Raw genomic sequence first — 24,212 nt, forward strand, 5'->3', positions numbered from 1 at the left:
AGACGGTGACGTCGGCGGCGGTGCCCCCGCCGAGGACACCGACCGAGGCGGGCGACACCGATGCCGCGGTGCGGACCTGGGTGTCGGCGGCCGTGTCGAGCGCGGGCGGCGCGTCCGAGGGCGCGGTGCCCCATGCCGAGGGCGCGTCGCCGAGGGTCAGCGCGACGTCCTTGCCCGCCTTGATGTCGCCGGTGGTGATGTAGGTACGCGGCAGGTTCCGGCCGCCGAGCCGGGCCGACCGGATGTAGCGGTCGGTGTCCGAGCTGCCGGGGGCGGTGACGGTGAACCGGCCGTGCGGGTAGTAGTGCCTGTCGAGCGTCACGTCGACCCGGCTGAACAGCGGCGTGGACAGCCCCCACAGATCGGTGCCGGGCGCCATCGGGTAGACGCCGATCGCCGAGAGCACCTGCCACGCCGACATCGTGCCGAGGTCGTCGTTGCCGGTCACGCCGTTCGGCGCGTCGGTGAAGAGGGTGAGCGCGGCGTGCACCACGTCGGTGGTCTTCCACGGCTGCCCGGTGGACAGGTAGGTGTACGGGGCGCCGAGGTCGGGCTCGTTCTGCGGGTTGTACTTGTCCTGGTTGTAGTACGCGTAGGGGCCGTTGACCCACACGTTCCGCGCGGTGCCGGCCGGGTCCGCGAGCAGCTTGTCGTAGGCGAAGAAGGAGTCCAGCCGGGCGTTGGCCTGCTCCGTGCCGCCGATCAGGCCGACGAGGCCGGGCACGTCCTGCGGGACGAGCCACATGTACTGCCACGAGGTGCCCTCGTGGAAGCCGACGCTCTGCGCCGGGTCGGCGGGGCCGGTGAAGCCGCCGTCGGTGTCGCGGGCGCGGAAGAAGCCGGTGTCCGGGTCGAGGATGTTGCGGTAGTTCTGACCGCGGGCCAGATACCGTCGCGCGTCGGCGGTGTGGCCGAGCGACTGCGCCATGCCGCCCAGCGCGGCGTCCGCCAGGGCGTATTCGAGCGTGGCCGACGGGCCGTGCTGGAAGTCGTTGTCACCGGGCTTGCCGGGGTGCTCGGGGGCGTAGGGGACGTAGCCGCCCGCCAGGTACTCCACGTCGGCCTGCCGCCCGGCCGCCTGCGAGGACGCCGGGGGGACGGTGTCGGCGTGGCTTTTCAGCGCGCGGTACGCCTCCTCCTCGTGGCCCCTCAGCAGACCCTGCCGGTAGGCGTCCACCAGGAACGGTGTGACGGGGTCGCCGGTCATGATGTTCGTCTCGGCGGTGGCGTACCCCCAGCGCGGCAGCTGGCCGCTCTGCTCGGCCACCTTCAGCAGCGACAGCGCCATGTCCCGGGACTCGCGCGGGGCGAGCAGCGACAGCAGTTGCTGCTGGGTGCGGTAGGTGTCCCACAGCGACCAGTTCTGGTAGTACACCGAGCCGTCGCCCGCGTGCACCTTGTCGTCCCAGCCGGTGTAGCGGCCGTCGGTGTCGCTGCCGATGTTGGGGGCGAGGAAGGAGCGGTAGAGCGAGGAGTAGAACGTCCGCTGCTGCTCGGCGGTGCCGCCCTGCACCCGGACGGCGCCCAGGCGCTCCTGCCACGCCCGCTTCGCCGCGGCCGCGGTGTCGTCGAAGCTGCCGCGGCCCTCGGCCGCGAGGTTCTTCGCCGCGCCCTTGGCGTCCACCCAGGACAGCGAGGTGACGGCGGTGACGCTGCGGTCCTTCGTGGTGTCGAAGCGCACGTAGGCGCCGCCGAGCCCGGTCGAGGTGGAGGTGCGCGCCCCGGCGGTGACGTCGGCGCCCTTCCACGTCCCGTAGGAGGCGAAGGGCCGGTCGAACCGGGTCTCGGTGTACAGGGTGTACGGCCGGGTGTCCTGGCAGAAGCCGCTGCCGGTGATCGACGTGACCACGGTGCGGTCGTCGAGCACGGTCACGGTGCTGCTGGTGACCTTGTGCAGCGCCTGTCCGGAGTTGAGCAGCACGTTGGCCTGGTCGGTGGACGGGAAGGTGTAGCGCTGCCAGCCGGTGCGGTCGGTGGCGCTCAGCTCGGCGGTGATGCCGGTGCCGAGCCCGACCTTGTAGTAGCCGGGTGACGCGCTCTCGTCGGCGTGACTGTACGGCGCGGCGTAGGCGGCGTCGTCGGTGGCGGTGATCGCCCCGGTCGTCGGCAGCACGGGCAGGTCGCCGCCGAGGCCGCAGCCCACGCCCGACAGGTGCACGGCGCTGAAGCCGCGGATGTGGTCCTCGTCGTAGTCGTAGCCGGTGTTGTGCCCGGTGTCGGGCGAGAGCTGCACCATGCCGAAGGGCACGGCCGCGCCCGGGTAGGTGTTGCCGTCGTTCTGAGTGCCGATGAACGGGTTGACCAGGTGGGTGAGATCGCCGGTGGCGGAGGCACCGGTGGCGTACGCGGCCGGGACCGGCACGACCGCCGCTCCGGCCGCCAGGAGCGCGGTGACCGCGGCCGCCGCGGCTGTGCGCAGGCGCTGCGTTCTTGGAGGCATACGTCCTCTCTCCATCTCTGACAACGTTGTCAGACCATCAGGTTCGCCTGTCACGCAAGGGACTTGAGGTGCGGGAACACATGAATGAGCTGTGAGGAATCTTGTCCTCCGAGGAACGCAGCGTCAATGATGCAGGGGGAATCAATCTTGGCGGACTCTCGCGGGGGCCGCCCGCGCGGGGCGTTCCCGGCGACGGCCCGGCTCCCGCGAACGCGGCGGTCGGCAGCGGGCGCGGGGCTGCCGCGGGGCTGCCGGGACCGGGAGTCGACCGGCCGTGGGCAGCGGCCGTGGGCGCCATGTGGACGTCCGCCGCCGTCGTGCCGTCCAACTCGGCGTCGGCGTCCGCGGGGACGGCCCCGGCCGTTTTCCGGCCGAGCCGCGCGTGTTCCGTCCTGCGGGCCCGGACGCCGGGTTCGCCCCGTACGGCCCCCGGCCGGGGACGGCCGCAACCGCCCCCGCGTGCCGCCTTCCTGAGTGTGCGACGGCTCCGGGCGGAGGGAGGCCGCCGTGTCCGGGGTACGCGATCCGGTGTTCCGGGGCGGAAGCCGGGACGGGGGCGGGGCCGGGTCGGCAGGATGGGGGTATGGCGGACGGAGAGATGGGACCGGACAGGGTGTGGCCGGTCGTGGTGCGGTTTCCGGACGGCCCGGTGGAAGAGGTCGTGGAGGCCGACGCGGTCGACGCGGCCCGGCAGCGGACGCGGCTGCTGGTGCGCGGCCCGCTGTTCGGGGTGGCCGTCCAGGAGCAGGCGGACGGGGCGCGGTGGCGGGTCGTCAGCGCGATCACGGCGACCAGCGGGCAGGACGCCCGGGACAGCCTGAACTCGCTGCTGTGGTTCCGGGCGAAGGACGAGGCGCGTGACCGCGCCGAGCGGCGCGCGCTGCTGGCGGCGGTCGCCCGGCTGGAGACCGAGCGCGTCGACGAGCTGACGGTGCTGGGCAGCCGCTACCGGGTGGTGCGGGCCGAGGAGTACCTCGGGGCGGGGCCGGGCGGGATGGAGACGGCGCGGCCGACCGACGCCGGGCCCCTCGTGCCCGACTGGGACCTCACCGTGCGGGAGCCGGCGGTGGACGACGGGCTGGTCCTGGACACCACGGCGCCGGTCACGCCCACCCAGGCCGCCGAGCGGTTCGCCATGCGCGGCCACTCCTACAGCGGCGACCGGTATCCGCGGGACGTGCGCCGCGACTCCGCGCGGGCCGTGACCGACCATCCCGAGGTCGTGCTGCTGCCGACCACCTTCCGGGTCCTGGAGCGGCACGACGGCGAGTGGACGGTCAGCGGCACGCTGCACAGCACCGCCCACGGGGCCCGTCGGTCCCTGGAGTTCGGGCTGAACTGGTACGAGCCCCGGCGGCAGGGCATCGTCGAGTTCGACGCCGACCGCGGCGTGGACGCCCGCAGCCTGCTGGCCGCCGGCGACCACCCCGACGCCGACTACCTGGCCGAGCTCGTCCACGCGGCCGACCGGCTCCGGGAGCACGCGGACGAGGTCGAGGTGGACGGCGTCGCCCGCCGGATCTGCCGGATGCGCCGCCTGGTGCGCTGGGGCCCCGACGGGCCCGAGCCGCCGCGCCGGTCCGACACCGACAGCCACCCGCCCGAGCAGATCCGTCCCCGTCTCGACGAGGACGGCGTCGTCCACCACGCCACCGAGGACGGGTAGCCTCTGCCCCGGGGGTGGTGGACATGCGGTCCGTGCCGGTGGAGCGCGCGCCGAGATCGCTGCGGTGGGACGGGGACGACCTGGTCTCCTGGACCGACGGCGGCCGGCGCTGGGGACCGGACGGGACGGAGCGCAAGCCGGAGTTCTTCTGGGGCTTCCCCTTCGACGCCGCCACGGCCGCGCCGCCGGGCCCGTACGGTGCGGTGTACCAGGAGCGCGGCACCAAGGCCGCGCTGCTGGAGGGCTCGCGCGTGCTGCGGGAGCTGAACCGCAGCTACTACCACTCGACGGCCTTCGACTACCCGCTGGCGCTGGGGCGGCTCGGCGACGGCCGCGACGTCGTCGTCCACTGCCCCGACGAGTACAACGTGCTCCAGATCGAGGACGCGGGCAGCGGCGAGCGGCTGACCGCGGGCGGGCGCGAGCCGGAGGACGTCTTCCACTCCCGGCTGGAGCTGAGCCCGGACGGCCGCCACCTGCTGTCGGTCGGGTGGTTCTGGCAGCCCTTCGGGACGGCCCAGGTCTTCGACACCGCGCGGGCGCTCGCCGACCCCGCCACCCTCGACGGCGAGGGCGTGCTGCCCACCCTGGCCGTCATGGGCGGGGAGGTCGGCGGCGGCTGCTGGCTCGACGCCGACCGGCTGGTGCTCGCCACCGGCCCGGAGGAGTGGTACAGCCCGCAGGAGGAGCCCGGCGCGCTCGCGGCACAGCACCTCGGCGTCTGGTCGGTCTCCGAGCGCCGCTGGCTGCACCGCAGTCCCCTGCCCGACGCCGAACCGGGCGTGCTGCTGCTGCCGCGCGGCGAGCAGGTCGTCACCCTGCACGGCCACCCCCGGCTGCTCGACGCGGCGACCGGCCGGGTCGTGGCGCAGTGGCCGCAGGTCCGGGTCGGGACGAAGTCCCTGTGCTACGCGGCCCGTAAACACCTCTCCCCGGTCGCCGCCCTCCATCCCGACGGCAGCCGGCTGGCCGTCGTCGGGGAGGAGGGCATCGCGGTGCTCACGCTGCCGTGACCGGGCCCGGCCCGCGGCGTGTCAGGAGCTGCGTGCGGTGGTGTGGGCGTCGGCCGCGGCCAGGGCGCGGTCCAGGACGGCGAGCCCCTCGGCGGCCTCGGCCGCGCTGAGGTTGCACGGCGGTGTCACGTGGATGCGGTTGTAGTTGGCGAACGGCCACAGGCCGCCGCGCCGGCACGCGGCCATGACCTCGGTGACGGGCCCCGATTCGGCGGGCGTGGCGGCGTAGGGGACGAGCATCTCGCGGGTGCCGCGGTCCCGGACGAGTTCCAGTGCCCAGAAGACGCCGAGGCCGCGCACCTCGCCCACCGAGGGGTGGCGGGCGGCGATGTCGCGCAGGCCCGGTCCGAGCACATGCGTGCCGAGCCAGGCGGCGTGCTCCACCATCCCCTCGTCGCGCATGGCGCCGATCGTCGCCACCGCCGCCGCGCAGGCGAGCGGGTGCCCGGAGTAGGTCAGCCCGCCGGGGTAGGGCCGGTCGTCGAACTCGGCGGCCACCCGGTCGGAGATCAGCACGCCGCCGAGCGGCACGTATCCGCTGTTCACGCCCTTGGCGAAGGTCAGCAGATCGGGCACGACGTCCCAGTTGCCGACCGCGAACCACTTGCCGGTCCGGCCGAAGCCGGTCATCACCTCGTCGGTGATCATCAGGATGCCGTGCTCGTCGCAGATCCGGCGGACCCCGGCCAGGTAGCCGTCGGGCGGCACCAGGACACCGCCGGTGCCGATCACGGGCTCCAGCAGCACGGCGGCGACCGTGCCCGGTCCCTCCATCCGGACGGTCAGGTCCAGGTGCGCCAGGGCGCGTTCGCACTCCTGCTCCGGGGTGGTGGAGTGGAAGGGCGAGCGGTAGGTGTAGGGGCCGAAGAAGTGCGTGACCCCGGCGCTGCCGCTGTCGGCGGCCCAGCGCCGGGGGTCGCCGGTGAGGTTGAGGGACGTCGCGGTGGCGCCGTGGTAGGAGCGGTAGGCGCTGAGGATCTTGGGGCGGCCGGTGACGGTGCGGGCCATCCGTACCGCGTGCTCGTTGGCCTCCGTACCGCCGTTGGTGAAGAACACCCGGTTGAGGTCGCCCGGCGCCAGTTCGGCGATCAGCCGGGCCGCCTCGGCGCGCGGCTCGGTCGTGAAGTGCGGTGCGATCGTGCACAGTTGCTCGGCCTGCTCACGGATGGCGGCGATCACCCGCGGGTGGGCGTGGCCGATGTTGAGGTTGACGAACTGGGAGGAGAAGTCGAGGTAGGAGTTGCCCTCGTGGTCCCAGAAGTACGAGCCGGAGCCGCCCGCGACCGGCAGCGGGTCGATATGCCGCTGGGCGGCCCAGGAGTGGAAGACGTGGGCCCGGTCGCGCTGCCGGATCGACGCGGCCCGCTCGGGGTCGGGCATCGGCCCGGGACGCCCGGGGCGGCGGCCGGGAGCGGCGGGCGGGGTGGTCGCGGTGGGGGCCGGCGTCGCGGCTGTGGTGGATTCCATGGGTGTTCCCGTCCTCGGGGTGGGCCGGTGCAGGGTGGCCCGGCGCACGGTGCCGGGCCTCGGGCGGGCGCGGCTCGGGTGCGCCGCCCCGGCTGGGGGTCAGATGCTCTCGGCGGCGCGGCGGGCGGGCCGTACGCCGCCCGCCGCGGTGCGGACGTCCGTGGTGAGGAAGTAGTCGATGTCCGCGCTCAGGCTCTCGATCAGGCCGCGCCCGCGGGACCGTCCGGCCAGCCGCCCGGCGTGGAAGCGGCGGACCGGCGCGGAGAACGGCAGGCCGCCGGTGTCCAGGTAGCGGATGGCGCCGCAGGCGTCGCGCTGCGGCAGGACCGCGGAGCGGGCGTACCGGCTCGCGCTGAACGGGATGTCCAGCGTGCCGTCGGCGAAGGCCGCCGCGATGTCCTCGGGCAGGCTGCCGCCCGACAGGACCGGGCCGACCATCTCCTCCACCTCGCGCTGCATCCAGTACATCTCCTCGGCCACCCGCGACTCGTCCACCGGCACCGGCCCCGCCGCGTCGGCGAGCCCGCGGGCGACCGTGCGGATGCCGCGGACGTTGGCCGCGGCGTCGGGGATGCCGCGGGCCTCCTGGTCGGTCTTGTTGACGACCTTGGTGGCGCGGCCCAGCCCGGCGACGAGCCCCCCGTAGCGGATCAGCTCCCCGGCCGCCGCCGGGTCCTTGGGGAAGACGCCCATGAACTGGTGCAGCACCGGGTGGACCCGTACGGAAGCGGGCAGGTGACGGCGGGCCAGCTCCCGGATCGAGCGCAGCGCGGCGATGTCCTGGTGCGCCTCGCCGCCCTGCGGATAGGACACCGACAGGCACCGCACCCCCTGCCGGGCCGCGGACACGGCCTCCAGCAGGGTGACGGCGAGGCTGATCGACGGGGGGACGAGCACCGCGGTGAGCGTCCCGAACAGCTCGCGGTCGACGATCACGCCCTCGCGCGCCAGTTCCCCGCAGGCCGCGTCCACGTTCTGCCAGCAGCTCAGTGACCGGAGCAGCGGCACGTCCTTGGAGTAGGGGAGGTTGTAGCCGATCCCGCCGCCCTCGAAGGAGGTGATGCCGGACGCCACCGCGACCGCGAACAGGTCCTGGGCGTCGGGCGAGCCGTGCCGGATCTCCAGCGGCACGGCGACCGCGCGGTCGAGTTCCCGGCCGCGCCGCCAGCCGTGCGCGACCAGCGGGTAGCCGTTGAGCCGGCCCGGGTCGGCGTCCAGCAGCCGCCGGGCGGCGGCGAAGCGGGCCAGCCGGGTGTAGGAGTCGATCGTCAGCGACAGCACCCCCGGGTGCGCCCCGTCCTCCAGCTCGCGCAGCAGCGCCAGCATCTCGCGGTGGCCGCCGACCCCGCAGCGCGGCTGGATCACCGTGCGGTCGTCGCGTTCGGCCGCCGCGAGGACGTCCGCCACCCGGGGCTTGCGGGCGCCCCGCAGGTACCCGGTCACCTCGTCGGCGTCGGGCAGCCCGCCGGCGGTGTCGGGCGCGACCTCCAGGGCATCGAGCCAGGACACCTGGGACACCCCTCACCGGGAGTGGGACAGGGGTCCGCGGCGGGCGGCGGCGAGGACGTCCAGCAGCAGCGGGAGCTGCGTGGCGTCGGTCAGCACGTGGTCCACGCCCAGCGAGCGCAGCCGCCGCTCGTCGTCGTCCTCGTCCTTGTGGCTGCCGACGGACAGGTTGCCGCCCACCACGATCGGGCAGCGCAGCGCTCCCCCGGCCCGCAGCCGGGGCAGGTCCCGCAGGTCGTCGAAGGCGTGGCCGTTGACGCTGCCGATGACGACGGCCTCGGCGCCGGGGTGCTCGGCGTAGGCGCGGGCGAAGTCGGCCAGCGGCGTGCAGACGCCGAGGTTCACGACGTCGAGCCCGTGCTCGCGCAGCTGCATCTCGATGAGCCGGTTGGCCACGGTGTGCGCGTCGCTCTCGGCGACACCGAGGATCACGGTGCGGGCGGTTCCGGGGTTCGGGGCGTTCACGGGGTTCTCCTCGTCGGGGACGCGCCGTGCGGACGCGGTCGGGGCGGGACGGGTACGGGAAGGGGCGCGCCGGTCAGTCGTCGAAGGCGGCGTAGAGCTTGCGCCGGTCCAGCTCGGACAGCCGCCGGACGTCGTACTCGGCGGGGTCGGCCGCCGCCAGCGAGTCGAAGACGCTGCTGATCGCCGGGCCGAGCCCCCAGACCTCGCGGTACGCGGGCCAGCCGCGGTGCCCGGCCGCGTCGTCGGCGGCGCGCTCGAAGACGTAGTCGGCCCAGGCCCGGCTCATGGGGTGCCGGTGGTGGAAGTCGTGGCACACGGTGTCCCCGGTCAGCACGAGGTAGCGCGCGGGGAGGTGCACCAGCAGCATGCGGGTCCACCAGCGGGTCCAGGCCGCGAGGAAGGCGGCTCCGCGCAGGCCGGGCGCGGGCGCCCGCTCGCCCAGGAAGATCGCGTTGGTCAGGCCCGCGAAGTAGTCCTTGCCCCGGCGGGCGGGCGCGGCGGGGTCGGGGAAGGTGTGCTTCACGCACAGCCGCAGGGTGTTGCTCACCTGGTAGAAGACGGTGAGCGGCAGCACCCAGCAGACCAGCAGGAAGGTCCAGCCGTGCAGCCACCAGGCCGCGGCCGCCACGGCGGCCAGCGCCAGGGCGGCCACCGCCCGTTCCGCCGGGCCCGCCGAGCCGTACCAGGACTGCCCCCGCGAGCGCAGGAAGCGCAGGTGGAAGAGGGGCGACACCAGCTTTCCCAGCACCCGGCGCCACATCTGGCGCCGCGTCATGCCGGGGCGCAGTTCCAGGCTCACCAGGAAGGCCTGCACCGTGGGGTCGCGCAGTGTCATGTGGTGCAGGGCGTGGTGGTCGGCGACGTGCTCGGAGCTGTAGTCGGTGAAGTGCTGGATCACCAGCAGGGCGCAGATCACCCGGCCGACGAGGCGGTCGGGGCCGGGCCGCGCCCACATGTTCCGGTGCGCGCACTGGTGGAAGACCATCATCCGCAGGTTGCGCATGCCGTGCAGGGTCATGGCCCAGCCCGGGACCAGCAGCGCGAGCCAGCCGCTGCCCAGGGTGAGGGCGGCGGCGCCCGTGGTCAGGCCCGCGGCCATCGACACCGTGGCGTTGACCAGGTGCGCGGTGGGGGTGAGGTGGAGGGGCTTCTGACCGGTGTGCGGCTTGCCGGTGAGGAAGGTCAGCGGCAGGGCGCAGAGCCCGCGCAGGGCCGGCATCGAGTCGCGGACGCCCTGGTCCGGCACGGCGGTGATGCGCGCCACGGGTACGGCCGTGGGGGCGGCGGGCACGGTCATGGTGTCGCCGTCCGTCGCGCCGGTGTCGCCGGGGCGGTCAGGGCTGCCGGGGCCGTCCGGGCGGGTGCGCCGGAGGGGGATGGCCATCGCTCACGCCTCCGCCGTGGCCGCGGGGGCGGCCGTGGGGTCCGCCGCTCCGGCGTCGCCGTCGAGGGCGAGCGCGGTGCTCACGACGGCGTCGAGCACGCGGTCCACGTCACCGGGCGTGGTGGCCGGGTTGAGCATCATGAGCTTGAGGAAGACCGGCCGGCTGCCGTCGGGCCCGGCCACCCGGGTACGGGCCAGCAGCGCGGTGCCGTCGGCCATCAGGCGGCGGCGCAGGGCGCCGTTGAGCACGTCGGCCCGCTCGGCGGCACCCTCTTCCGCGTCCTGCGGCAGGTAGCGGAAGAGCACCGTGCTCAGCAGCGGGGTGACGGCGAGCTGCAGCCGCGGCTCGGCGGCGATCCGGTCGGCCGCGTGCAGCGCCAGCTCGTGGCAGCGGTCGACCATGCGGGCCATGCCGTCGCGGCCGTGGGCGCGCAGGGTGACGGCGACCTTGAGCGCGTCGGCCCGGCGGGTGGCCTGCACGGAGTTGCCGTAGAGGCCGAAGTACCCGGCCTCCTTGTCGTCCAGGGCGTTGAGGGTGGTCGTCTGCTGGGCGAGCGGGGTGAGCGAGGCGGCGTCCTTGACCAGGAAGACCCCCGTCGAGGCCGGTGTCCAGCCGAACTTGTGCAGGTCCATGGTGATCGAGTCGGCCTCGGCGATGCCGTCGAGCATGCCGCGCAGCCGGGGGGACAGCAGCGCCCCGCCGCCGTACGCGGCGTCCGCGTGCAGCCAGACCCCGTGCCGGTGGACGATGTCGGCGAGCACCCGCAGCTGGTCGGTCCAGCCCTCGTCGGTGGAGCCCGCGCACGCGATCACCGCCACCGGTACGACGTCGGCGGGCAGTTCGGCCAGCGTCCGGTCCAGTTCGGCGGGGATCAGCCGCCCGGCGGCGTCAGCGGGGGCGGGCAGCAGGGCGTCCTCGCCGAGGCCGGTGATGCCCATCGCGCGGCCGATCGAGAAGTGGGTCGCCGCGGAGCAGAGCACCACGGGGCGCCGTCCGCCGCCCGCCAGGCCCCCGGCGAACGGGGTGCGCCCGTCGGCGTCGCCGAGGATGTTGTCGCGCGCGGCCAGCACCGCCATCAGGTTCGAGATGCTGCCCCCGGCGGTGAGGGTCCCGCCCGCCCCGGGCCCGTACCCGGCGAGCGCGGCCAGCTCCCGCACCACGTAGCGCTCCAGCTCCAGCGCGAAGGGCCCGCTCTCCCAGGCGTGCAGCGACTGGTTCAGGGTCGCCGTCACGAGTTCGGCGGCCACGGCGACGGTGGTCGGCGGGCACTGCATGCGGGCCATCGTGGCCGGGTGGGTGATGTCCACCGACCAGTGGGCGTAGGCCGTGACGAGGTCGCCGAAGACGTCCTGCGCCGGCTGCGGCGTGTCCGGGAGCAGCGGCCCGGCGAGCGCGCGCCGGGCGGCCTCGGCGGCGGCCGCGGGGCCGCCGGGGAGCACGGGTCCCGAGCGCACCGGGTGCGCGTCGCGCAGGATGTCGATGGCGGTGTTGACCAGGGTGCGCAAGTGTTCCAGTCCCTCGACGGTCCCGGCCGGCTGGAACACGGACGTGCTCTTCTCGTCGGTCATGAGCATGTCATTACCTCCGTGAGGAGTGCGGATGGTCCGAACGGCTCGTGCGTGTACGCCCGGCGGCACGGCTGCTGCCCGGCCGCGGCGACGCTCCCCATTCGACGCAAAGGGGCTATCCGTGCGCTATCCGCCGACGATCGGACGGCTGTCACGGTGCCCGCTCCCCCGGGCGGACCAGCGGTTCAGTCGCGGCGCGGGCGGCCCAGTCCGCAGGCCAGAGCGGCCCTGCACAGCTCGACGGTGAACCACCGGTTGTAGGTGCCGAGGCCGTAGAGGTCCACCAGGACCGTCTCACCGGCCGGGCGGCGCACGGGAAGGGGGCCGGACAGCACGTCGCCGAGACACGCCAGGGCCGGGGCGGGCATCCGGGCCGGACGCTGCCGCGCGTCGTCCACCACGAGCCGGTCGGCCCGCTCGTAGAGGGTCCGGGCGAGCCGCCGCCCGGTGGCGTTGACCAGGACCGCGCCGCGCGAGAGCCAGTCGTACGCCACCGTGTCGCCGTGCGAGGTCAGGATCACCAGGTCGGCGCCGAACAGCGCCTCGCGGACGTCCGCCGCCCGGGTCTGCGCCGCCCCGGCGCCGCGTGCCGCGGCGCCCCTGGGCGCGCGGACGGCGCCGCCGTCGTAGAGGGCGACATGCGTGAGGTCGGGCAGCGCCCTGCCGAGCAGCGCGGGATACGCCCGGTCCGCGGCAGCCGGACCCACCAGGCCTGCGGTCACCACGCCCGGCACCGTCAGGGCGCGCGCGGCGGCCGCGCACAGACAGGCGCGCCACAGCCGCAGGACGCCGGAGGCGGGCAGGGCGACACCCGGGCTCAGCAGGCGGCCGGACAGCAGCAGTTCGTCCGCCGCCGGGCGCACCCGCAGCAGCGGCGTGCCGTCCCCGCCGCGCTCCGCGGCCGTCAGCGCCTCGTACGTCACCGCGGCCGGGTCGAGGAGGTGGAAGGCGTCCTCGGTCTCCTCGGCGGTCAGGCGTACAGGGCCGGCTGGACGCATGGTCGCTCCCCCGCGGTCGAGGACGGCGCGGGGGGCCGCCGCAGCCTGCCGTGCGGCTCCCCCGTACCCGCCCGGCGGGCACCGGCCGCGGGTTCCGCCGAGGGTGCGGCGCCGAGCGCGAGCAGCACCCGGCCCTCCAGGAGCCGGTCGCCGGCCACCCGGGAGATCCGCAGCGCCTGCTCCAGCGCGGTCGCGGCCCGCACGTACCGGTGCTGGCCGCGGCGGACGAGGCCGAGCCCGTACAGCGCGCGGGCCTCGGTGGCGCTGTCCTGGTCGTCACGGGCGATGCGCAGCGCCCAGTGGAAGCTGCGCTCGGCGGCCTCGATCCGGCCGGTGTGCAGGTGCAGTTCGCCGAACCGGCAGCGCACCAGCGCCTCGGCCCGGTAGGAGCCCGCGCGGCGGCACAGGCTCAGCGCCCGCACCAGCGGCTTGCGGGCGAGCTGGTACTGGCCGGCCGCCATCCGGGCCGCCGCGATGTCGTGCAGCACGTACGCCTTGCCGATCCGGTCGCCGGCCCGGCGCAGCGAGCCGAGCGCGGCCGACCAGTCGCGGTGGGCGGCGTCCGGGTGACCGGCCAGCTGGTGCCACTGGCCCAGCGCGCGCAGCGTCAGCCCGGTGCCGTGCTCGTCGCCGATCTCCGTGAACAGCCCGAGGGCGGTGTCCAGATGGACCTTGGCGCTGTCGGCGTGCTCCTGGCTCAGGTCGAGGCAGCCGAGCGAGTAGTGGCTGGCGGCGGTGCCGCGCGGCAGACCCGCGGCGGCCGCGGCGGCCGCCGCGGTACCCGCGGTCTCGCGCCAGTCGGCGGTGTAGCCGCGGGCCCTGAACAAGGTGGTGGCGCTCAGCGCCAGGTCCCAGCACAGCTCGGGCAGGTCGTGCTCGGCGGCCTGCCGGACGGCGGCGGTCAGCGACTGCCGCTCGCTCTCGAACCAGCTCATGGGCCGGGCCAGCTGGCGTTCGTAGACCGCGGTCGGCAGCCGGTCGCGCGGCGCCGGGCCGTGCAGGGTCAGGTAGTCGCCGCCGTACTCGCGCAGGTGCGCCTCACCGGCCAGCGACAGCCAGCCGCCCAGGGCCCTGGCCAGCGCGGGGCGCTGCTCCTCGACGGGCTCCTCCTCGTGCAGCCGCTCCCGCGCGAAGGCCCGCACCAGGCCGTGGAAGCGGTAGCGGGCGGTCCGGGCGGGGGCGGCGCCGGACGCCTCCAGCAGGCGCGCGTCGACCAGGTCCTCCAGCACGTTCTCGGCGTCCGGCAGGCCACCCGGGCACAGCGCGGCGGCCACCCAGCCGGGGAAGTCCGGGGTGTGCAGCATCGCGAGGCGGCGGAAGAGCTGCCGGGCGTCCGGGGCGAGGTCGTCGTAGGCGACCCGCAGGCAGCCGCGGACCTGGAGGTTGCCGTGCACCAGCTCGCTCAGCATCTGCGGCTCGTCGTCGAGCCGTTCGACGAGGTGGCCGACCTGCCAGTGCCGCTTGGCGGCCAGCCGGGCCCCGGCGATGCGCAGCGCCAGCGGCAGCCCGCCGCAGCGCCGGACGAGGTCCCGGACCGGCTCGGGTTCCTCGGCGGCCCGCTGGGCGCCGATGATGAGGGTGAGCAGTTCCGCGGACCGGGCGGGGTCCAGCACGTCCAGGTCCACCTGGCAGGCGCCGGGCAGCCCGGTGGCCCGCCGGCGGCTGGTGGTGATGACCGCGCAGCCGCTGCCGCTCGGCGACAGGCAGGCGACCTGCCGTTCGTTGGCGTTGTCCAGCACGATGAGCGCGCGGGCCGACGCCAGCCGGGTGCGGTAGAGCTTGGCCCGCTCGTCGGGGTCGTCGGGGATGTGCTGCCCGCTCACGCCCAGCGCCCGCAGGAAACCGCCCCGCACCTCGTGGGCGCCCTGCGCCGGATCGGCGAAGCGGCCCATGTCCGCGAAGAGCTGCCCGTCGGGGTAGGCGGCGGCGACCTGGTAGGCGGCGTGCACCGCGAGGCTGGTCTTGCCGACCCCGGGCTGCCCGCTGACGGCCACCGTCCGCGCCGCGGACCCGCCGTCCGCGCCGGGTGCCCCGTCGTCGCCGGCGTCCGCCCGGCGGCCGGCCAGCAGGAAGTCGCGGATCCGGGCCAGTTCCGCCCGGCGCCCGGTGAAGTCCGGCAGGTCGGCCTGGAGCTGGCGCGGCACCGGGGCCACACCGGCGAGGCCGGGCGGCACCGCGCGCTCCGGCGCGGTCCGCGGCGGGTCCAGCCGGGCGGCGCGGGCCAGCATGTCGTGGTGCAGGCGGCGCAGTTCCGGACTGGGCTCGATGCCCAGCTCCCGGACGAACCGGGCCCGCACCCTGCGGTAGCAGTCCAGCGCCTCGGCCTGGCGCCCCGACCGGTAGAGCGCCAGCATCAGCTGCTCCTGGATCCGCTCCCGGAACGGCTGCTCGACCGCCAGCGCGGCCAGTTCGCTGGTGACCTCGTGGTGCCGGCCCAGCTGGAGGTCGAGCCGGATCCGCTCCTCGGTCGCCGCCAGCCGGGCCTCCTCCAGCTCGGCGGCCCCGGCCCGGACCACCTGGCTGGTGATGCCCGCGAGCGCGGGGCCCCGCCACAGCGCGAGGGCCTCCCGCAACCGGTCGGCGGCCAGCCGGGGTTCGTCCCGGCGGACCGCGGCGCGGGCGTCGGCGACCAGGTGCTGGAAGGTGTGCGCGTCCAGCGCCTCGTCGGGCAGGGTCAGCATGTAGCCGGGCGGGCGGGTGGTGATCGCGGCCTCGCCCGCGGGCAGGCTGCGGCGCAGCGCGGAGATGCAGATGTGGATCTGCGACCTCGCCGTGGAGGGCGGCGAGTCGTCCCACACGGCGTCGATGAGCCGGTCCCAGGGGACGACGTGGTTCGCGGCCAGGGCGAGGACGGACAGCACGATCTGCTGCCGGGGTCCGCCGAGCCGGACCGCCACACCGTCGGCCCGGACTTCCAGCGGGCCGAGTAATCGAAGATTCATCACGAGGGTCCCGTCGCGTCGCTGCGAAGAGTGGCCAGGGGGTCGGCGCCGCCCGAGGGGTCGCCGGAGGGGTCGTGGGAGAGGTCGCCGGAGGGGGCGCCGTGCTGCGGCCGGAGGGCGGCCGGGGAGTTCGGTGCGGGGGCACCGCGGGCTCGCGCCCGCGCGCCGCCGCGCACCGGGCCGGACGACTGCAGGTGGACGACGGCCGCCAGCAGGACGACACCGCCCGTGATCTGGACGGGGCCGATCGTCTGCCCCAGCCAGACCCAGGCCGCCAGCGCCCCGAAGAGCGGCTCCAGCGAGATGATGACGGCGGTGGCCTGCGGGCCGAGCCGCGCCGAGGCCCAGCTGTAGAGCAGGAAGGGCGCGAAGGTGCCGAGCACGCCGATGCCGATGCTCCCGGCCAGCAGCCGGGGCTGCTGGAACAGCGCCGGCGCACCGTGCGGGATCTGCCACAGCGCCCAGATCGCACCGCTCACCACGAAGGCGCCGGTGTTCGCGGCGAGCGCGCCGTGCAGCCGCGCCGCCCGGCCGCCGAGCACGGAGAACGCCGCCACGCCCGCGGCGGCGAGCAGCCCCAGCGCGATGCCCGGGGCGCTGCTGCCGGACAGTCCCGCCGTCGGCAGCTCGACCACCAGGGCCACTCCGGCCAGCGCGGCCAGCAGCCCGAGGAGGGTGGCCGGGCGCGGCGCGGTGCGGGTGGAGAGCATCAGGTGGCCGAGGACGAAGGCGGGCGCGAGGTTCTGGAGCACCAGCGCGACGGCGACCGGCAGCTTGTCGATCGCCAGGAACAGCGCGGCGTTGGAGCCCGCCACGGCCAGGCCGAACCCGGTCACCGGCCACAGTCCGCGGGCTCCGGGGCGCAGCCGGGGGCGGCGGACCGCGGCGATCAGCAGCAGTCCGGCGAGCGCGACCCAGGTGCGGACGGCGACGACCTCCAGCGGGGCGGCGCCGTGGTCGAACAGTCCCCCGGCGACGGTGCCGCCGACGCCCCACAGTGCGGTGGCGACGACCGCCGCGACCACGCCGCGGCGGCGGGACGCCACCGAGGACGTCCTCCCGGTGCGCTGCGCGGGGCCGCGTGGCTGGCGGTGCACGATGCCTCTTCCCGGGCCGGTCGCCGGCCGATCCCTCGATCCGGTTGTTCCTCACTCCGACACCGCGTAACCTACTAAATGTTTTGACGGTTAGTCAACGGAAGGCGGACCCACTGTGAAGCGCCAGGACGCACCGGGCGCGCTGGAGACGGTGCGGGAGTTCATCAACACCTGGGACCTGGAGCTGGCCACCGACGCGCTGGAGACCGCCGACGGCCTGCGCGACTGGCTGCGCGAGCGCGGCCTGATCGCCGCGGGCGAACCCGTCGGGGACGAGGCGCGCCGCCGGGCCGTCGAGGTCCGCGAGTCGCTGCGGGCGCTCGCGGCCACCCACTCCGGGCAGCCGATGGAACCCGCGGCGGCACGCGTCCTGGACGACCTCGCGGCCGACGCGGCGGTCCGGCTGAGCTTCCTGCCGGACGGCTCCCAGGACATCGCCTCACGGGGCGGCACGCCGGTCGGCGCGGCGCTGGGCGGGCTGCTGGCCGTCGTGGGCCGCTGCGCGGCCGACGGCAGCTGGCAGCGGCTGAAGGTGTGCCCGGCCGACGACTGCCGCTGGGCCTTCTACGACCACTCGAAGAACCGGTCGGGCACGTGGTGCCAGATGGCCGAGTGCGGCAACCGGACGAAGGCCAGGACCTTCCGCTCCCGGCACCGGGCAGAGGGCGCGGAGGCGCCCGCCGCCCCGAAACGCTGACCGGCCGCCCCCGCTGCGGGGGCGGCCGGACGGCGGCTACTTCGCGATCGGCTCGACCCGCGGCCGGCTCAGCGCCAGGTAGTGCGCGGTGCCCAGCGCGATCGACCGGTCCAGCCGGGCCGCGTTGAAGAAGATCTCGTCGTGCACCAGCAGTTCGGGGTCGACCACCACGTCGAGGCTGCCGTCGAAGGAGAACGGGATGACGCACCCGCTGACGCAGCCGGTGACGCGCTCGGCCTCCGACCGTTCGGCCAGCGACGCGTCCGCGCCGCCGAACAGCCGCCGTACCTTGCGGAAGTCCACCCGCCGGTCCCCCGGCACGACGGCCAGCACCATCGGCCCCGGCCGCCCCCTGCCGCGGACCTGCACCACCATGCACTTGGCGGCCTGGGCCAGTTGGTGGCCGCGCAGCGCGCTGGCCCGGTCGGTGCGGCCCTCCGCCGCGTGGTCGATCACCCGGTAGTCCGCGGCGGACGAGTCCAGCGCGGACATCAACGAGTCGAACGTGCGGTTCCCGCCGTCCATGACGGGTCCCTCCTGTCCTCGGGGGCGGGTTGTCGAACGGTCAGGTGCCGGTCCGCGCGGGCCGGCGGGTGAAGGTGAGCGCGGAGACGGCCGCGGCCGCCAGCCCGACGCCGCCGAAGACCAGCCACGGCGTGCTGCTGAGCGGGTCCGAGGCCACCCGGCTGCCGAAGAAGTTCCCGAAGGTGCCGCCCAGCGCCCAGGAGCCGGCGTAGATGCCGAAGTAGCTGGCGCGGGTGGAGCCGTGGGCGAAGGAGGCGAGGATCAGCTGGGTCGAGAAGAGGATCGCCGTCTCCCCGACGGTGTAGACGACGACGCAGCCGAGCAGCCACCACGGGGACCGGCTGAACATCGCCGAGCCGAAGCCGAGCGCGACCATCAGATAGCCGAACGCGGGCATCGCACGGGCGCCCAGCCGGTCGCTCAGCGCCTTCACGAAGCCGATGCCGACCATGCCGGTGACACCGTTGCCGAGGTAGAGCACGCTGATCCAGCCGGTGCCCGCGAGCGCCTCCGAGCGCAGCGGGACGGCCACGCCGAGCTGGGTGAAGAGGAACCACCACGGCAGCATCAGCACCCAGAAGGCCACAAAGGCGCGGTTGCGGAGCACCGCCTTGACGTGCCCGAGCACGCTGTGCTCCGGCTCGCCGGGACCGCCGTCCGCGCCCGCCCCGCCGCCGACGGCCGCGCCGTCCGGGGCACCCATCTGCCGGACCACCCCGACCATGAGGACGAACAGCACCCCGCTGGCCACGAAGGGCGCCCGCGTCCCCATCACCAGCAGCGCGGCGGCCAGCGCGGGACCACCGATGACACCGGCGTTGAGCAGCGCGTTCTCCAGGACGAAGGCCCGCGACCTGATGGGTTCGGGCTGGGCGGCCAGCAGCGCGCTGGCCGGGGCCTCGTAGATCGCCCCGGCCCCGGCGAGGAACGCCGCCACCAGCAGCAGGCCCTGCCCGTCGCACAGCCCGAGCCCGATGAAGCCGACCCCGCGGGCCACCGCTCCGGACCCCATGACCAGCCGGGGGTCGTAACGGTCCGCCAGCGGCCCGGCCAGCACCGGGATCAGCCGGGCGGCCAGCAGGAAGACGGTCAGGGCGACGCCGGTCTGCGCGGTCGTGGCGTGGTCGACCGTGCTGAGCTTGACCGCCAGCAGGGGGAAGGCCACGTAGGTCGCGGCGTTCATCACGAACACCGAGCCGAGGGCCAGCTTGACCGCGCGGGGCAGTTCCTTCAGATCCTGCCGGCGCCGCGCCCACCGGCCCGGACGGGGCCCGGGACCGTCCACGGCGTCGGGAGCGTCCACGGCGTCCGGGGGGTCCACGGCGTCCGCCGCCTGACCCGCCCGCGCCGTCTCCCGCGCGCCGCGGGCCGTGCCGCTCGTCGTCTCAGCCATGGAGCGAGCCCGCCTCCAGCCGCGCCCGGTCCGCGCGCACGTGCTCGGCGGGCGTCAGGACGTCGCGCATCGGGTCCTCGTGCGTCGAAGTCCCGCGCATCCGGGCCTCCACCAGCCGGTAGACGGACTCCGCGATCCGCTCCTGCCGCTCTTGCGGCACGAAGTACCAGCCGGGGGTGTTGTTGATCTCGATGATCAGGAAGCCGTCGCCGCCGGGGGCGGGGAGGAAGTCCAGCGCCGCGACGGTCAGCCCCATCACCCGCGCGGCGCGCCGGGCGACGTCCAGCATCTCCTCGGGCGCATCGAAGTCCACCGAGCGCGCGCCCTGCATGACGTTGGCCCGCCAGCGGTCCCCGCCGGGCGGGACGCGGCGGCAGTTGAGGACCGCCTCGTCGCCGACCAGGGTGATCCGGACGTCGCCCTCGGGGTGCGGGAGGTAGGGCTGGCACATCAGCACACCGTGATCGGCCAGCAGCCGGTCGACGGTGCCGCCGTCGGACTCCAGGCCGTACACCCGCTCCACGTCGGTGCCGCCGTACCCGAAGGTCGGTTTGAGGACGACCGGGCCCCACTGCGCGAGCGCCTCGGCGACGTCCGCGCGGCTCGCGCAGGAGCGGGTCGGCGCGATCGGCAGCCCGGCCGCGCCCAGCCGCGCCATGCTCTGCAGCTTGTGCTCGGTGGCCAGATACGTGGCCGCCGGGTCGATCACGGTGATCCCCGGGGTCTCGCAGAGCAGCGCGTACCGCTCGTGGTCGGCGCGGAAGCTCGCGGAGCGCAGCTCGGCCCGTGACATCACCACGTCGAAGCGCGCGGCGGGAAGGCCCTGCACGTACGCCTGCGGCCCCGTCGCGGTGTGGGCCAGCACGATGTCGTCGAGCGTGAACAGTGTGACGTCATGGCCCCGCCGGGTGCCGGCCTCCAGCAGTCCGACCGACTCCGTCTCCTCCCGGTCCCAACCGAGAATTCCTATCTGCATGTCCACTCTCCTGGTGCGTGATGCCGGGTGGTGCCGGTGCGGTGGTGCCGTGCTGTGCTGGTGTGGCTGTGCTGCGGCGCTGGGGCGGCGGCCGCACGGTGACGGCCGCCGCCCCGGTCGCGGGCCGCTCACGCGGCGGCGGCGCCGCGCAGGTAGTCCTCGACGCGCGTCTCCAGTTCCTCGGCCTGGCGCCGGTCGGTGCCGAAGGAGACGATCTCCACGGTCCCGGTCGTCGCCGAGCTGTCGGTGGCCACGACCACGCCGCTGCGCCGCTCGGGCGCGAAGAGCAGGTCCTGCTCCGCCAGGTGGTCGAGCAGGACGGCCAGGCTGCGGGCGGGCAGCGCGTTGTGCGACATGACGACGTGCGAGCGCAGGTAGTCCTCGCCGACCAGCCGGCGGGCCATGACGTCGATGTTGGTGGCGCCCCCGGCCCGCCCGTTGAACTCGGTGAAGAGCATGCGCCCGGCCGGGTCCACGACCGCGTCGATGTTCATCAGCCCCTGGTAGCCGAGCCGCTGGGCCAGCAGGGCGATCTGCTGGCTGTCCGCGCACAGCGCCGCGTGCAGCGGGCCCGGCAGGTCCTGCGGCGGGAAGACGTAGCCCTTCCACACCGGTTCCATGCGCATATGGCCGTAGTTGAGCAGCACCGGGGCGGTGTACGCGGGCACGTACACCTCCGAGGACAGCGTCCTGGCGTGCGGGTGGTAGACCTCGACGACGATCCGGGCGGCGCAGGTGTAGCGGGGCAGGGCCGGGGCGCCGGCCAGTCCGATGCCGTCGAGCGCCGCCCGCACGGCCTCCCGTCCGGGAGCGTCCAGGCGCAGCACCCGGTAGGCGCCGAGCCCCACCACGTCGGGGTCGGTGGTGACCAGGACGTTGCCGTCGCCGCCGGAGTTCTGGTCCTGCTTGACGATGACGGAACCGGTACGGGGCAGCAGGTCCGCGACGGCGTCCACGAGTTCGGGGCCGGGGTCGACGACCAGGCCCTCGGGCACCGGCACCCCGGCGGCCACCGCCATGGCGCGGAAGACGGACTTGGTGTTGACCAGTTCGACCATGTTCTGCGCGAACACCTCGGCCGGGCCGGGGTCCAGCCCCAGCGCCCGCTGCCATCCGGCGATGTCGCGGTCGTGCAGGTAGCAGCCGACCGTCCAGCGGTCCGGGCCGAGCCCGCTGCGTTCGACGACCGACCGCAGTTCCGCGGCCAGTTCGGGGCGGTCGCCCGGGTACCAGCCGGTCCCGCCGTAGTCGCGCAGGCTCAGGACGGTGAACTCCTCGGGCAGCAGGCCCAGGGTGCCGGCCAGGTAGGCCAGGAAGTCCTTGTTGACCGGGCCGGGGACGACGGCCACGTCCCCGCGGCCCAGCGTCCACAGCAGGCGGTCACCGATGACGTCGTAGAACGGCCGCACGTCCGGCGGTATGTCCTCCGGCCGCGCCACCATCGCACGGCTGTTGGGGTTGGCGAACAGCAACTTCGGCATGTCTCGGCTCCTCGGGTCACGGGCGGTAGACGCTGCTGGGCCACTTCTTCTCCTCGGCCACCCGGGAGATCAGCGGGATGTCCCGGATGTCGTCGTGGCCGAGCGCCCACATCAAGAACCGCTCCACGCCCATGCCGAACCCGGAGGTCCGCAGCGGGAACTCCTCCTTCATGCGCACGTACCAGGCGTAGTCGCCCTCCGGCACGCCGTGCACGGCGAGCGCCTTGCGGATGTCGGCGCTCCCGGTGTGGCGTTCGCCGGAGCCGACCACCTCGCCCATGCCGAACAGCAGGTCGGCGTTGTTCGCGGAGCGCTGGGTGCCGTCGGCGAAGGCCTGGTAGAAGGGGTTCGACAGGTGGTCGAAATGCGTGACCCAGACGAACTCGTCGACCCGGTCCATCAGCAGCCGCTCGCCCTTCTTGGTGAGCACCCGCCACTCCCCCTCGTCCCGGACCGTCCCCTCGTCGTTCCGCAGCAGGCGGGCGGCCTCGTCGAAGGTGAGCCGCGCGAAGGGGGTGCGGTGCGCGGCCATCCGCTCCAGGTGGGAGACGTCGCCGGTCCACTCCTGGAGCCGGTCGCCGTAGGTGCCGAGAAACGCGCCGGCCAGATGGCGGACGTACCCCTCGACGTACTCGATCAGGTCGTCCAGGCCGCCGGGGATCTCCGCCTCGCTGTGCACGAACTGGTTCAGGTGCGTGGCGTCGGGCTGCTCGCCGCGGAAGGACGGCATGACGGCGTAGCAGCCCTCCGGTGCGAGCCGGCAGCCGTACTCCAGCAGGAACTGGAGGGAGTCGGGGAGGTAGGTGTCCACCCCGCCGACGGTCACGGGCACCGGCTCGGAGTCGCTGCCCAGGCCGGTCGGGCAGGTGATGGTCCTGGTGGTCATGGGCAGGTACATCGCGCGCAGCCCGCGGCCGTGCGCGTACTCCACCGTCGCCCGCAGCACCAGGTCCTCCAGATCGGTGATCAGGCGGTACCAGGGGGAACGCAGCGAGGCGAGGAAGTCGTCGGGGGCGCCGCGCCAGGTGCCCGGGGCCTTGGCGGTGCCCGGCGCCGCCGGGCCGGTGGGGGGTTGTCCGTGCAGGTTCGTCAGCATGCTGCTCTCTCCTTCTCCCGTCGCGTCACCGCGAAGGCCGGACGTTCTGGTTGGAGCGGAAGCGGTTCCCCGGGTCGTAGCGGCTCTTGGCCTCGGCCAGCCGCCGGTAGCGGGGCGCGCCGTAGGCACCGACCACCCGGGAGACCCCGGCGTCGGAGGACTCGGCGTCCTGGAGGTAGTTGACGTACACCCCGCCGTGGTTCCAGGGGACCAGCCGGTCCAGGGTGCGGCGGGCCCAGGCGGCGTTCGGCGCGTCCTGGGCCGGGTCGGTCCACTGCGCGGAGGCGGTGCAGATGTAGGGGGCCTCCCGGTTGGGGAAGGCGGAGCGCGCGGCGCCGGAGGGGCGGGTGATGGCGCCGCGCAGGAACTCGAAGTCGACCGAGGAGGCCTGGGAGCACATGTCCGCCCCGGCCAGGGCCAGTTCGGCCGCGGCGCCGGACACCTCGGTCAGGTAGCCGGACTTGGTGTAGTAGCGGTTGCCGTGCGGCTCGGAGGTGTCGCCGAGCGACTGGAGGGTGCGGTAGTCGAGCAGGCCCACCGTCCCGGCGACCGGCTCCACCGCCTCGAACAGCCCGTCGGTGGACTCCGGCCCCTCGGCCGGGTCGCCGAAGCAGGCGACGGACAGGAAGAGCGCGGGCCGGCCGGCCAGCGCCGCGGGCACCCAGTCGTTCGCGGTCACATGGTGGATCGAGCCCACCGCGTGGACGTCGTCGGACTGCTGCTCGGCGAACGCCTGGTAGGCGGCGAGCACCGGGACGGCCTCGGACAGCTCGTAGACCGCGCGCCGGAAGTACACCGGCCCGACCGGCCGCAGCGCCAGGGTGAAGCGGGTGACGACACCGAAGTTGCCGCCGCCGCCGCGCAGCGCCCACAGCAGCTCCGGGTGGCTGTCGTCGTCGGCCTCGACCACGGTGCCGTCCGCGAGCACGACCTCGGCGGCCACCAGGTGGTCGCACGTCAGCCCCCAGGTGCGGGCCAGCCAGCCGTAGCCGCCGCCGAGCGCCAGCCCGCCCAGGCCGGTGTGGGAGACCACCCCGGCCGGGCACGCCAGCCCGTACCGGGTCGTCGCCCGGTCCACGTCCCGCAGCAGGCAGCCGCCGCCGGCCCGGACGAGGGCCGCCGCCGGGTCGACCACCACGTCGTTCATCGGCGACAGGTCGATCATCAGGGCGCCGTCGGCGACGGCGGTCCCCGCCACGTTGTGGCCGCCGCCGCGCACGGTCACCGCGAGCCCGGCCCGGTCGGCGTACCGCAGGGCCGCGCTCACGTCCGCGGCGTCCCGGCACCGGGCGACGGCCGCGGGACGGCGGTCGATCATGCCGTTCCACACCTGCCGGGCCGCCTCGTACTGCGGGCTGCCCGGCACCAGAAGGGCACCGCTGAAGTCGCGGTCCGTGCCCACCGCTGCTGTCATCGTCCACCTCGCTCCCGCTTCCCCCGAGGCGGGCGGGCCGCCTCTCGTTCACGATCACGAGTGAACCGAGGCCGACTATCGAG

17 protein-coding genes and 1 pseudogene are annotated in these 24,212 nt (G+C 74.9%); 3 read left to right on the forward strand and 15 right to left on the reverse strand.

The features are described from left to right. Nucleotides 1-97: 97 nt before the first annotated feature. Nucleotides 98-2,440, reverse strand: a pseudogene (locus ACWERV_RS29270) (GH92 family glycosyl hydrolase); the annotation flags it as partial. A 583-nt stretch (nucleotides 2,441-3,023) separates the two neighbouring features. On the opposite strand from ACWERV_RS29270, the gene ACWERV_RS29275 reads away from it, so the two are divergent. After that, nucleotides 3,024-4,106: a DUF5954 family protein gene (locus ACWERV_RS29275; protein WP_452938673.1), complete on the forward strand. Its 1,083-nt coding sequence runs from the start codon at nucleotides 3,024-3,026 to the stop codon at nucleotides 4,104-4,106. 23 nt (nucleotides 4,107-4,129) lie between these two features. Next, entirely contained in the window at nucleotides 4,130-5,119 is a 990-nt protein-coding gene (locus ACWERV_RS29280) for a hypothetical protein (protein WP_452938676.1), read from the forward strand. A 21-nt stretch (nucleotides 5,120-5,140) separates the two neighbouring features. On the opposite strand, the gene ACWERV_RS29285 is transcribed toward ACWERV_RS29280, so the two are convergent. From ACWERV_RS29285 to ACWERV_RS29320, 8 genes are all read right to left on the reverse strand, one after another. Beyond that, nucleotides 5,141-6,499: an aminotransferase class III-fold pyridoxal phosphate-dependent enzyme gene (locus ACWERV_RS29285; protein WP_452938731.1), complete on the reverse strand. Its 1,359-nt coding sequence runs from the start codon at nucleotides 6,497-6,499 to the stop codon at nucleotides 5,141-5,143. 186 nt (nucleotides 6,500-6,685) lie between these two features. After that, nucleotides 6,686-8,095 (reverse strand): methylaspartate mutase, encoded by a 1,410-nt coding sequence (locus tag ACWERV_RS29290; protein WP_452938679.1) that lies wholly within the window; start codon nucleotides 8,093-8,095, stop codon nucleotides 6,686-6,688. 12 nt (nucleotides 8,096-8,107) lie between these two features. After that, complete coding sequence (locus ACWERV_RS29295; RefSeq protein WP_398191361.1) at nucleotides 8,108-8,557, reverse strand: cobalamin-dependent protein; 450 nt, start codon at nucleotides 8,555-8,557, stop codon at nucleotides 8,108-8,110. Between the two features lie 73 nt (nucleotides 8,558-8,630). After that, nucleotides 8,631-9,941: a fatty acid desaturase gene (locus tag ACWERV_RS29300; protein ID WP_452938681.1), complete on the reverse strand. Its 1,311-nt coding sequence runs from the start codon at nucleotides 9,939-9,941 to the stop codon at nucleotides 8,631-8,633. Between the two features lie 3 nt (nucleotides 9,942-9,944). Next, complete coding sequence (locus ACWERV_RS29305; RefSeq protein WP_452938684.1) at nucleotides 9,945-11,510, reverse strand: pyridoxal phosphate-dependent decarboxylase family protein; 1,566 nt, start codon at nucleotides 11,508-11,510, stop codon at nucleotides 9,945-9,947. A gap of 185 nt (nucleotides 11,511-11,695) precedes the next feature. Beyond that, complete coding sequence (locus ACWERV_RS29310; RefSeq protein ID WP_452938686.1) at nucleotides 11,696-12,508, reverse strand: hypothetical protein; 813 nt, start codon at nucleotides 12,506-12,508, stop codon at nucleotides 11,696-11,698. Beyond that, nucleotides 12,481-15,450: an AfsR/SARP family transcriptional regulator gene (locus ACWERV_RS29315; RefSeq protein ID WP_452938688.1), complete on the reverse strand. Its 2,970-nt coding sequence runs from the start codon at nucleotides 15,448-15,450 to the stop codon at nucleotides 12,481-12,483. The genes ACWERV_RS29310 and ACWERV_RS29315 overlap by 28 nt, the downstream gene beginning before the upstream one ends. Beyond that, nucleotides 15,450-16,547, reverse strand: coding sequence for an EamA family transporter (locus tag ACWERV_RS29320; RefSeq protein ID WP_452938690.1), 1,098 nt, complete (start codon nucleotides 16,545-16,547; stop codon nucleotides 15,450-15,452). The genes ACWERV_RS29315 and ACWERV_RS29320 overlap by 1 nt, the downstream gene beginning before the upstream one ends. 115 nt (nucleotides 16,548-16,662) lie before the next feature. On the opposite strand from ACWERV_RS29320, the gene ACWERV_RS29325 reads away from it, so the two are divergent. Further along, nucleotides 16,663-17,244 (forward strand): CGNR zinc finger domain-containing protein, encoded by a 582-nt coding sequence (locus tag ACWERV_RS29325; protein ID WP_452938692.1) that lies wholly within the window; start codon nucleotides 16,663-16,665, stop codon nucleotides 17,242-17,244. Nucleotides 17,245-17,280: 36 nt separating this feature from the next. On the opposite strand, the gene ACWERV_RS29330 is transcribed toward ACWERV_RS29325, so the two are convergent. The 6 genes from ACWERV_RS29330 to ACWERV_RS29355 form a co-directional block, all read right to left on the reverse strand. Continuing rightward, the gene (locus tag ACWERV_RS29330; protein ID WP_452938693.1) at nucleotides 17,281-17,769 is read right to left on the reverse strand and encodes a YbaK/EbsC family protein; all 489 of its coding nucleotides are present in this window, start codon (nucleotides 17,767-17,769) and stop codon (nucleotides 17,281-17,283) included. 40 nt (nucleotides 17,770-17,809) lie between these two features. Then, nucleotides 17,810-19,162, reverse strand: coding sequence for an MFS transporter (locus tag ACWERV_RS29335; protein ID WP_452938696.1), 1,353 nt, complete (start codon nucleotides 19,160-19,162; stop codon nucleotides 17,810-17,812). Beyond that, entirely contained in the window at nucleotides 19,155-20,138 is a 984-nt protein-coding gene (locus ACWERV_RS29340) for an ATP-grasp domain-containing protein (protein WP_452938699.1), read from the reverse strand. The genes ACWERV_RS29335 and ACWERV_RS29340 overlap by 8 nt, the downstream gene beginning before the upstream one ends. Before the next feature lie 128 nt (nucleotides 20,139-20,266). Further along, the gene (locus tag ACWERV_RS29345; RefSeq protein ID WP_452938702.1) at nucleotides 20,267-21,619 is read right to left on the reverse strand and encodes a preATP grasp domain-containing protein; all 1,353 of its coding nucleotides are present in this window, start codon (nucleotides 21,617-21,619) and stop codon (nucleotides 20,267-20,269) included. Between the two features lie 16 nt (nucleotides 21,620-21,635). After that, nucleotides 21,636-22,715: an amino acid--tRNA ligase-related protein gene (locus ACWERV_RS29350; RefSeq protein ID WP_452938705.1), complete on the reverse strand. Its 1,080-nt coding sequence runs from the start codon at nucleotides 22,713-22,715 to the stop codon at nucleotides 21,636-21,638. 25 nt (nucleotides 22,716-22,740) lie between these two features. Next, nucleotides 22,741-24,129 carry an FAD-binding oxidoreductase gene (locus ACWERV_RS29355; protein WP_452938707.1) on the reverse strand — a complete coding sequence of 463 codons (1,389 nt, stop codon included), beginning with the start codon at nucleotides 24,127-24,129 and terminating at the stop codon, nucleotides 22,741-22,743. Between the last annotated feature and the right edge of the window lie 83 nt (nucleotides 24,130-24,212).

It is taken from the genome of Streptomyces sp. NPDC004031, from assembly GCF_053604375.1.

Coding starts and splice junctions, on each gene's coding strand:
- ACWERV_RS29275 (WP_452938673.1), top strand. CDS start 3,024: ATGGCGGACGGAGAGATGGGACCGGACAGGGTGTGGCCGGTCGTGGTG.
- ACWERV_RS29280 (WP_452938676.1), top strand. CDS start 4,130: ATGCGGTCCGTGCCGGTGGAGCGCGCGCCGAGATCGCTGCGGTGGGAC.
- ACWERV_RS29285 (WP_452938731.1), bottom strand. CDS start 6,499: ATGCCCGACCCCGAGCGGGCCGCGTCGATCCGGCAGCGCGACCGGGCC.
- ACWERV_RS29300 (WP_452938681.1), bottom strand. CDS start 9,941: ATGGCCATCCCCCTCCGGCGCACCCGCCCGGACGGCCCCGGCAGCCCT.
- ACWERV_RS29305 (WP_452938684.1), bottom strand. CDS start 11,510: ATGACCGACGAGAAGAGCACGTCCGTGTTCCAGCCGGCCGGGACCGTC.
- ACWERV_RS29310 (WP_452938686.1), bottom strand. CDS start 12,508: ATGCGTCCAGCCGGCCCTGTACGCCTGACCGCCGAGGAGACCGAGGAC.
- ACWERV_RS29315 (WP_452938688.1), bottom strand. CDS start 15,450: ATGAATCTTCGATTACTCGGCCCGCTGGAAGTCCGGGCCGACGGTGTG.
- ACWERV_RS29330 (WP_452938693.1), bottom strand. CDS start 17,769: ATGGACGGCGGGAACCGCACGTTCGACTCGTTGATGTCCGCGCTGGAC.
- ACWERV_RS29335 (WP_452938696.1), bottom strand. CDS start 19,162: ATGGCTGAGACGACGAGCGGCACGGCCCGCGGCGCGCGGGAGACGGCG.
- ACWERV_RS29340 (WP_452938699.1), bottom strand. CDS start 20,138: ATGCAGATAGGAATTCTCGGTTGGGACCGGGAGGAGACGGAGTCGGTC.
- ACWERV_RS29345 (WP_452938702.1), bottom strand. CDS start 21,619: ATGCCGAAGTTGCTGTTCGCCAACCCCAACAGCCGTGCGATGGTGGCG.
- ACWERV_RS29350 (WP_452938705.1), bottom strand. CDS start 22,715: ATGCTGACGAACCTGCACGGACAACCCCCCACCGGCCCGGCGGCGCCG.
- ACWERV_RS29355 (WP_452938707.1), bottom strand. CDS start 24,129: ATGACAGCAGCGGTGGGCACGGACCGCGACTTCAGCGGTGCCCTTCTG.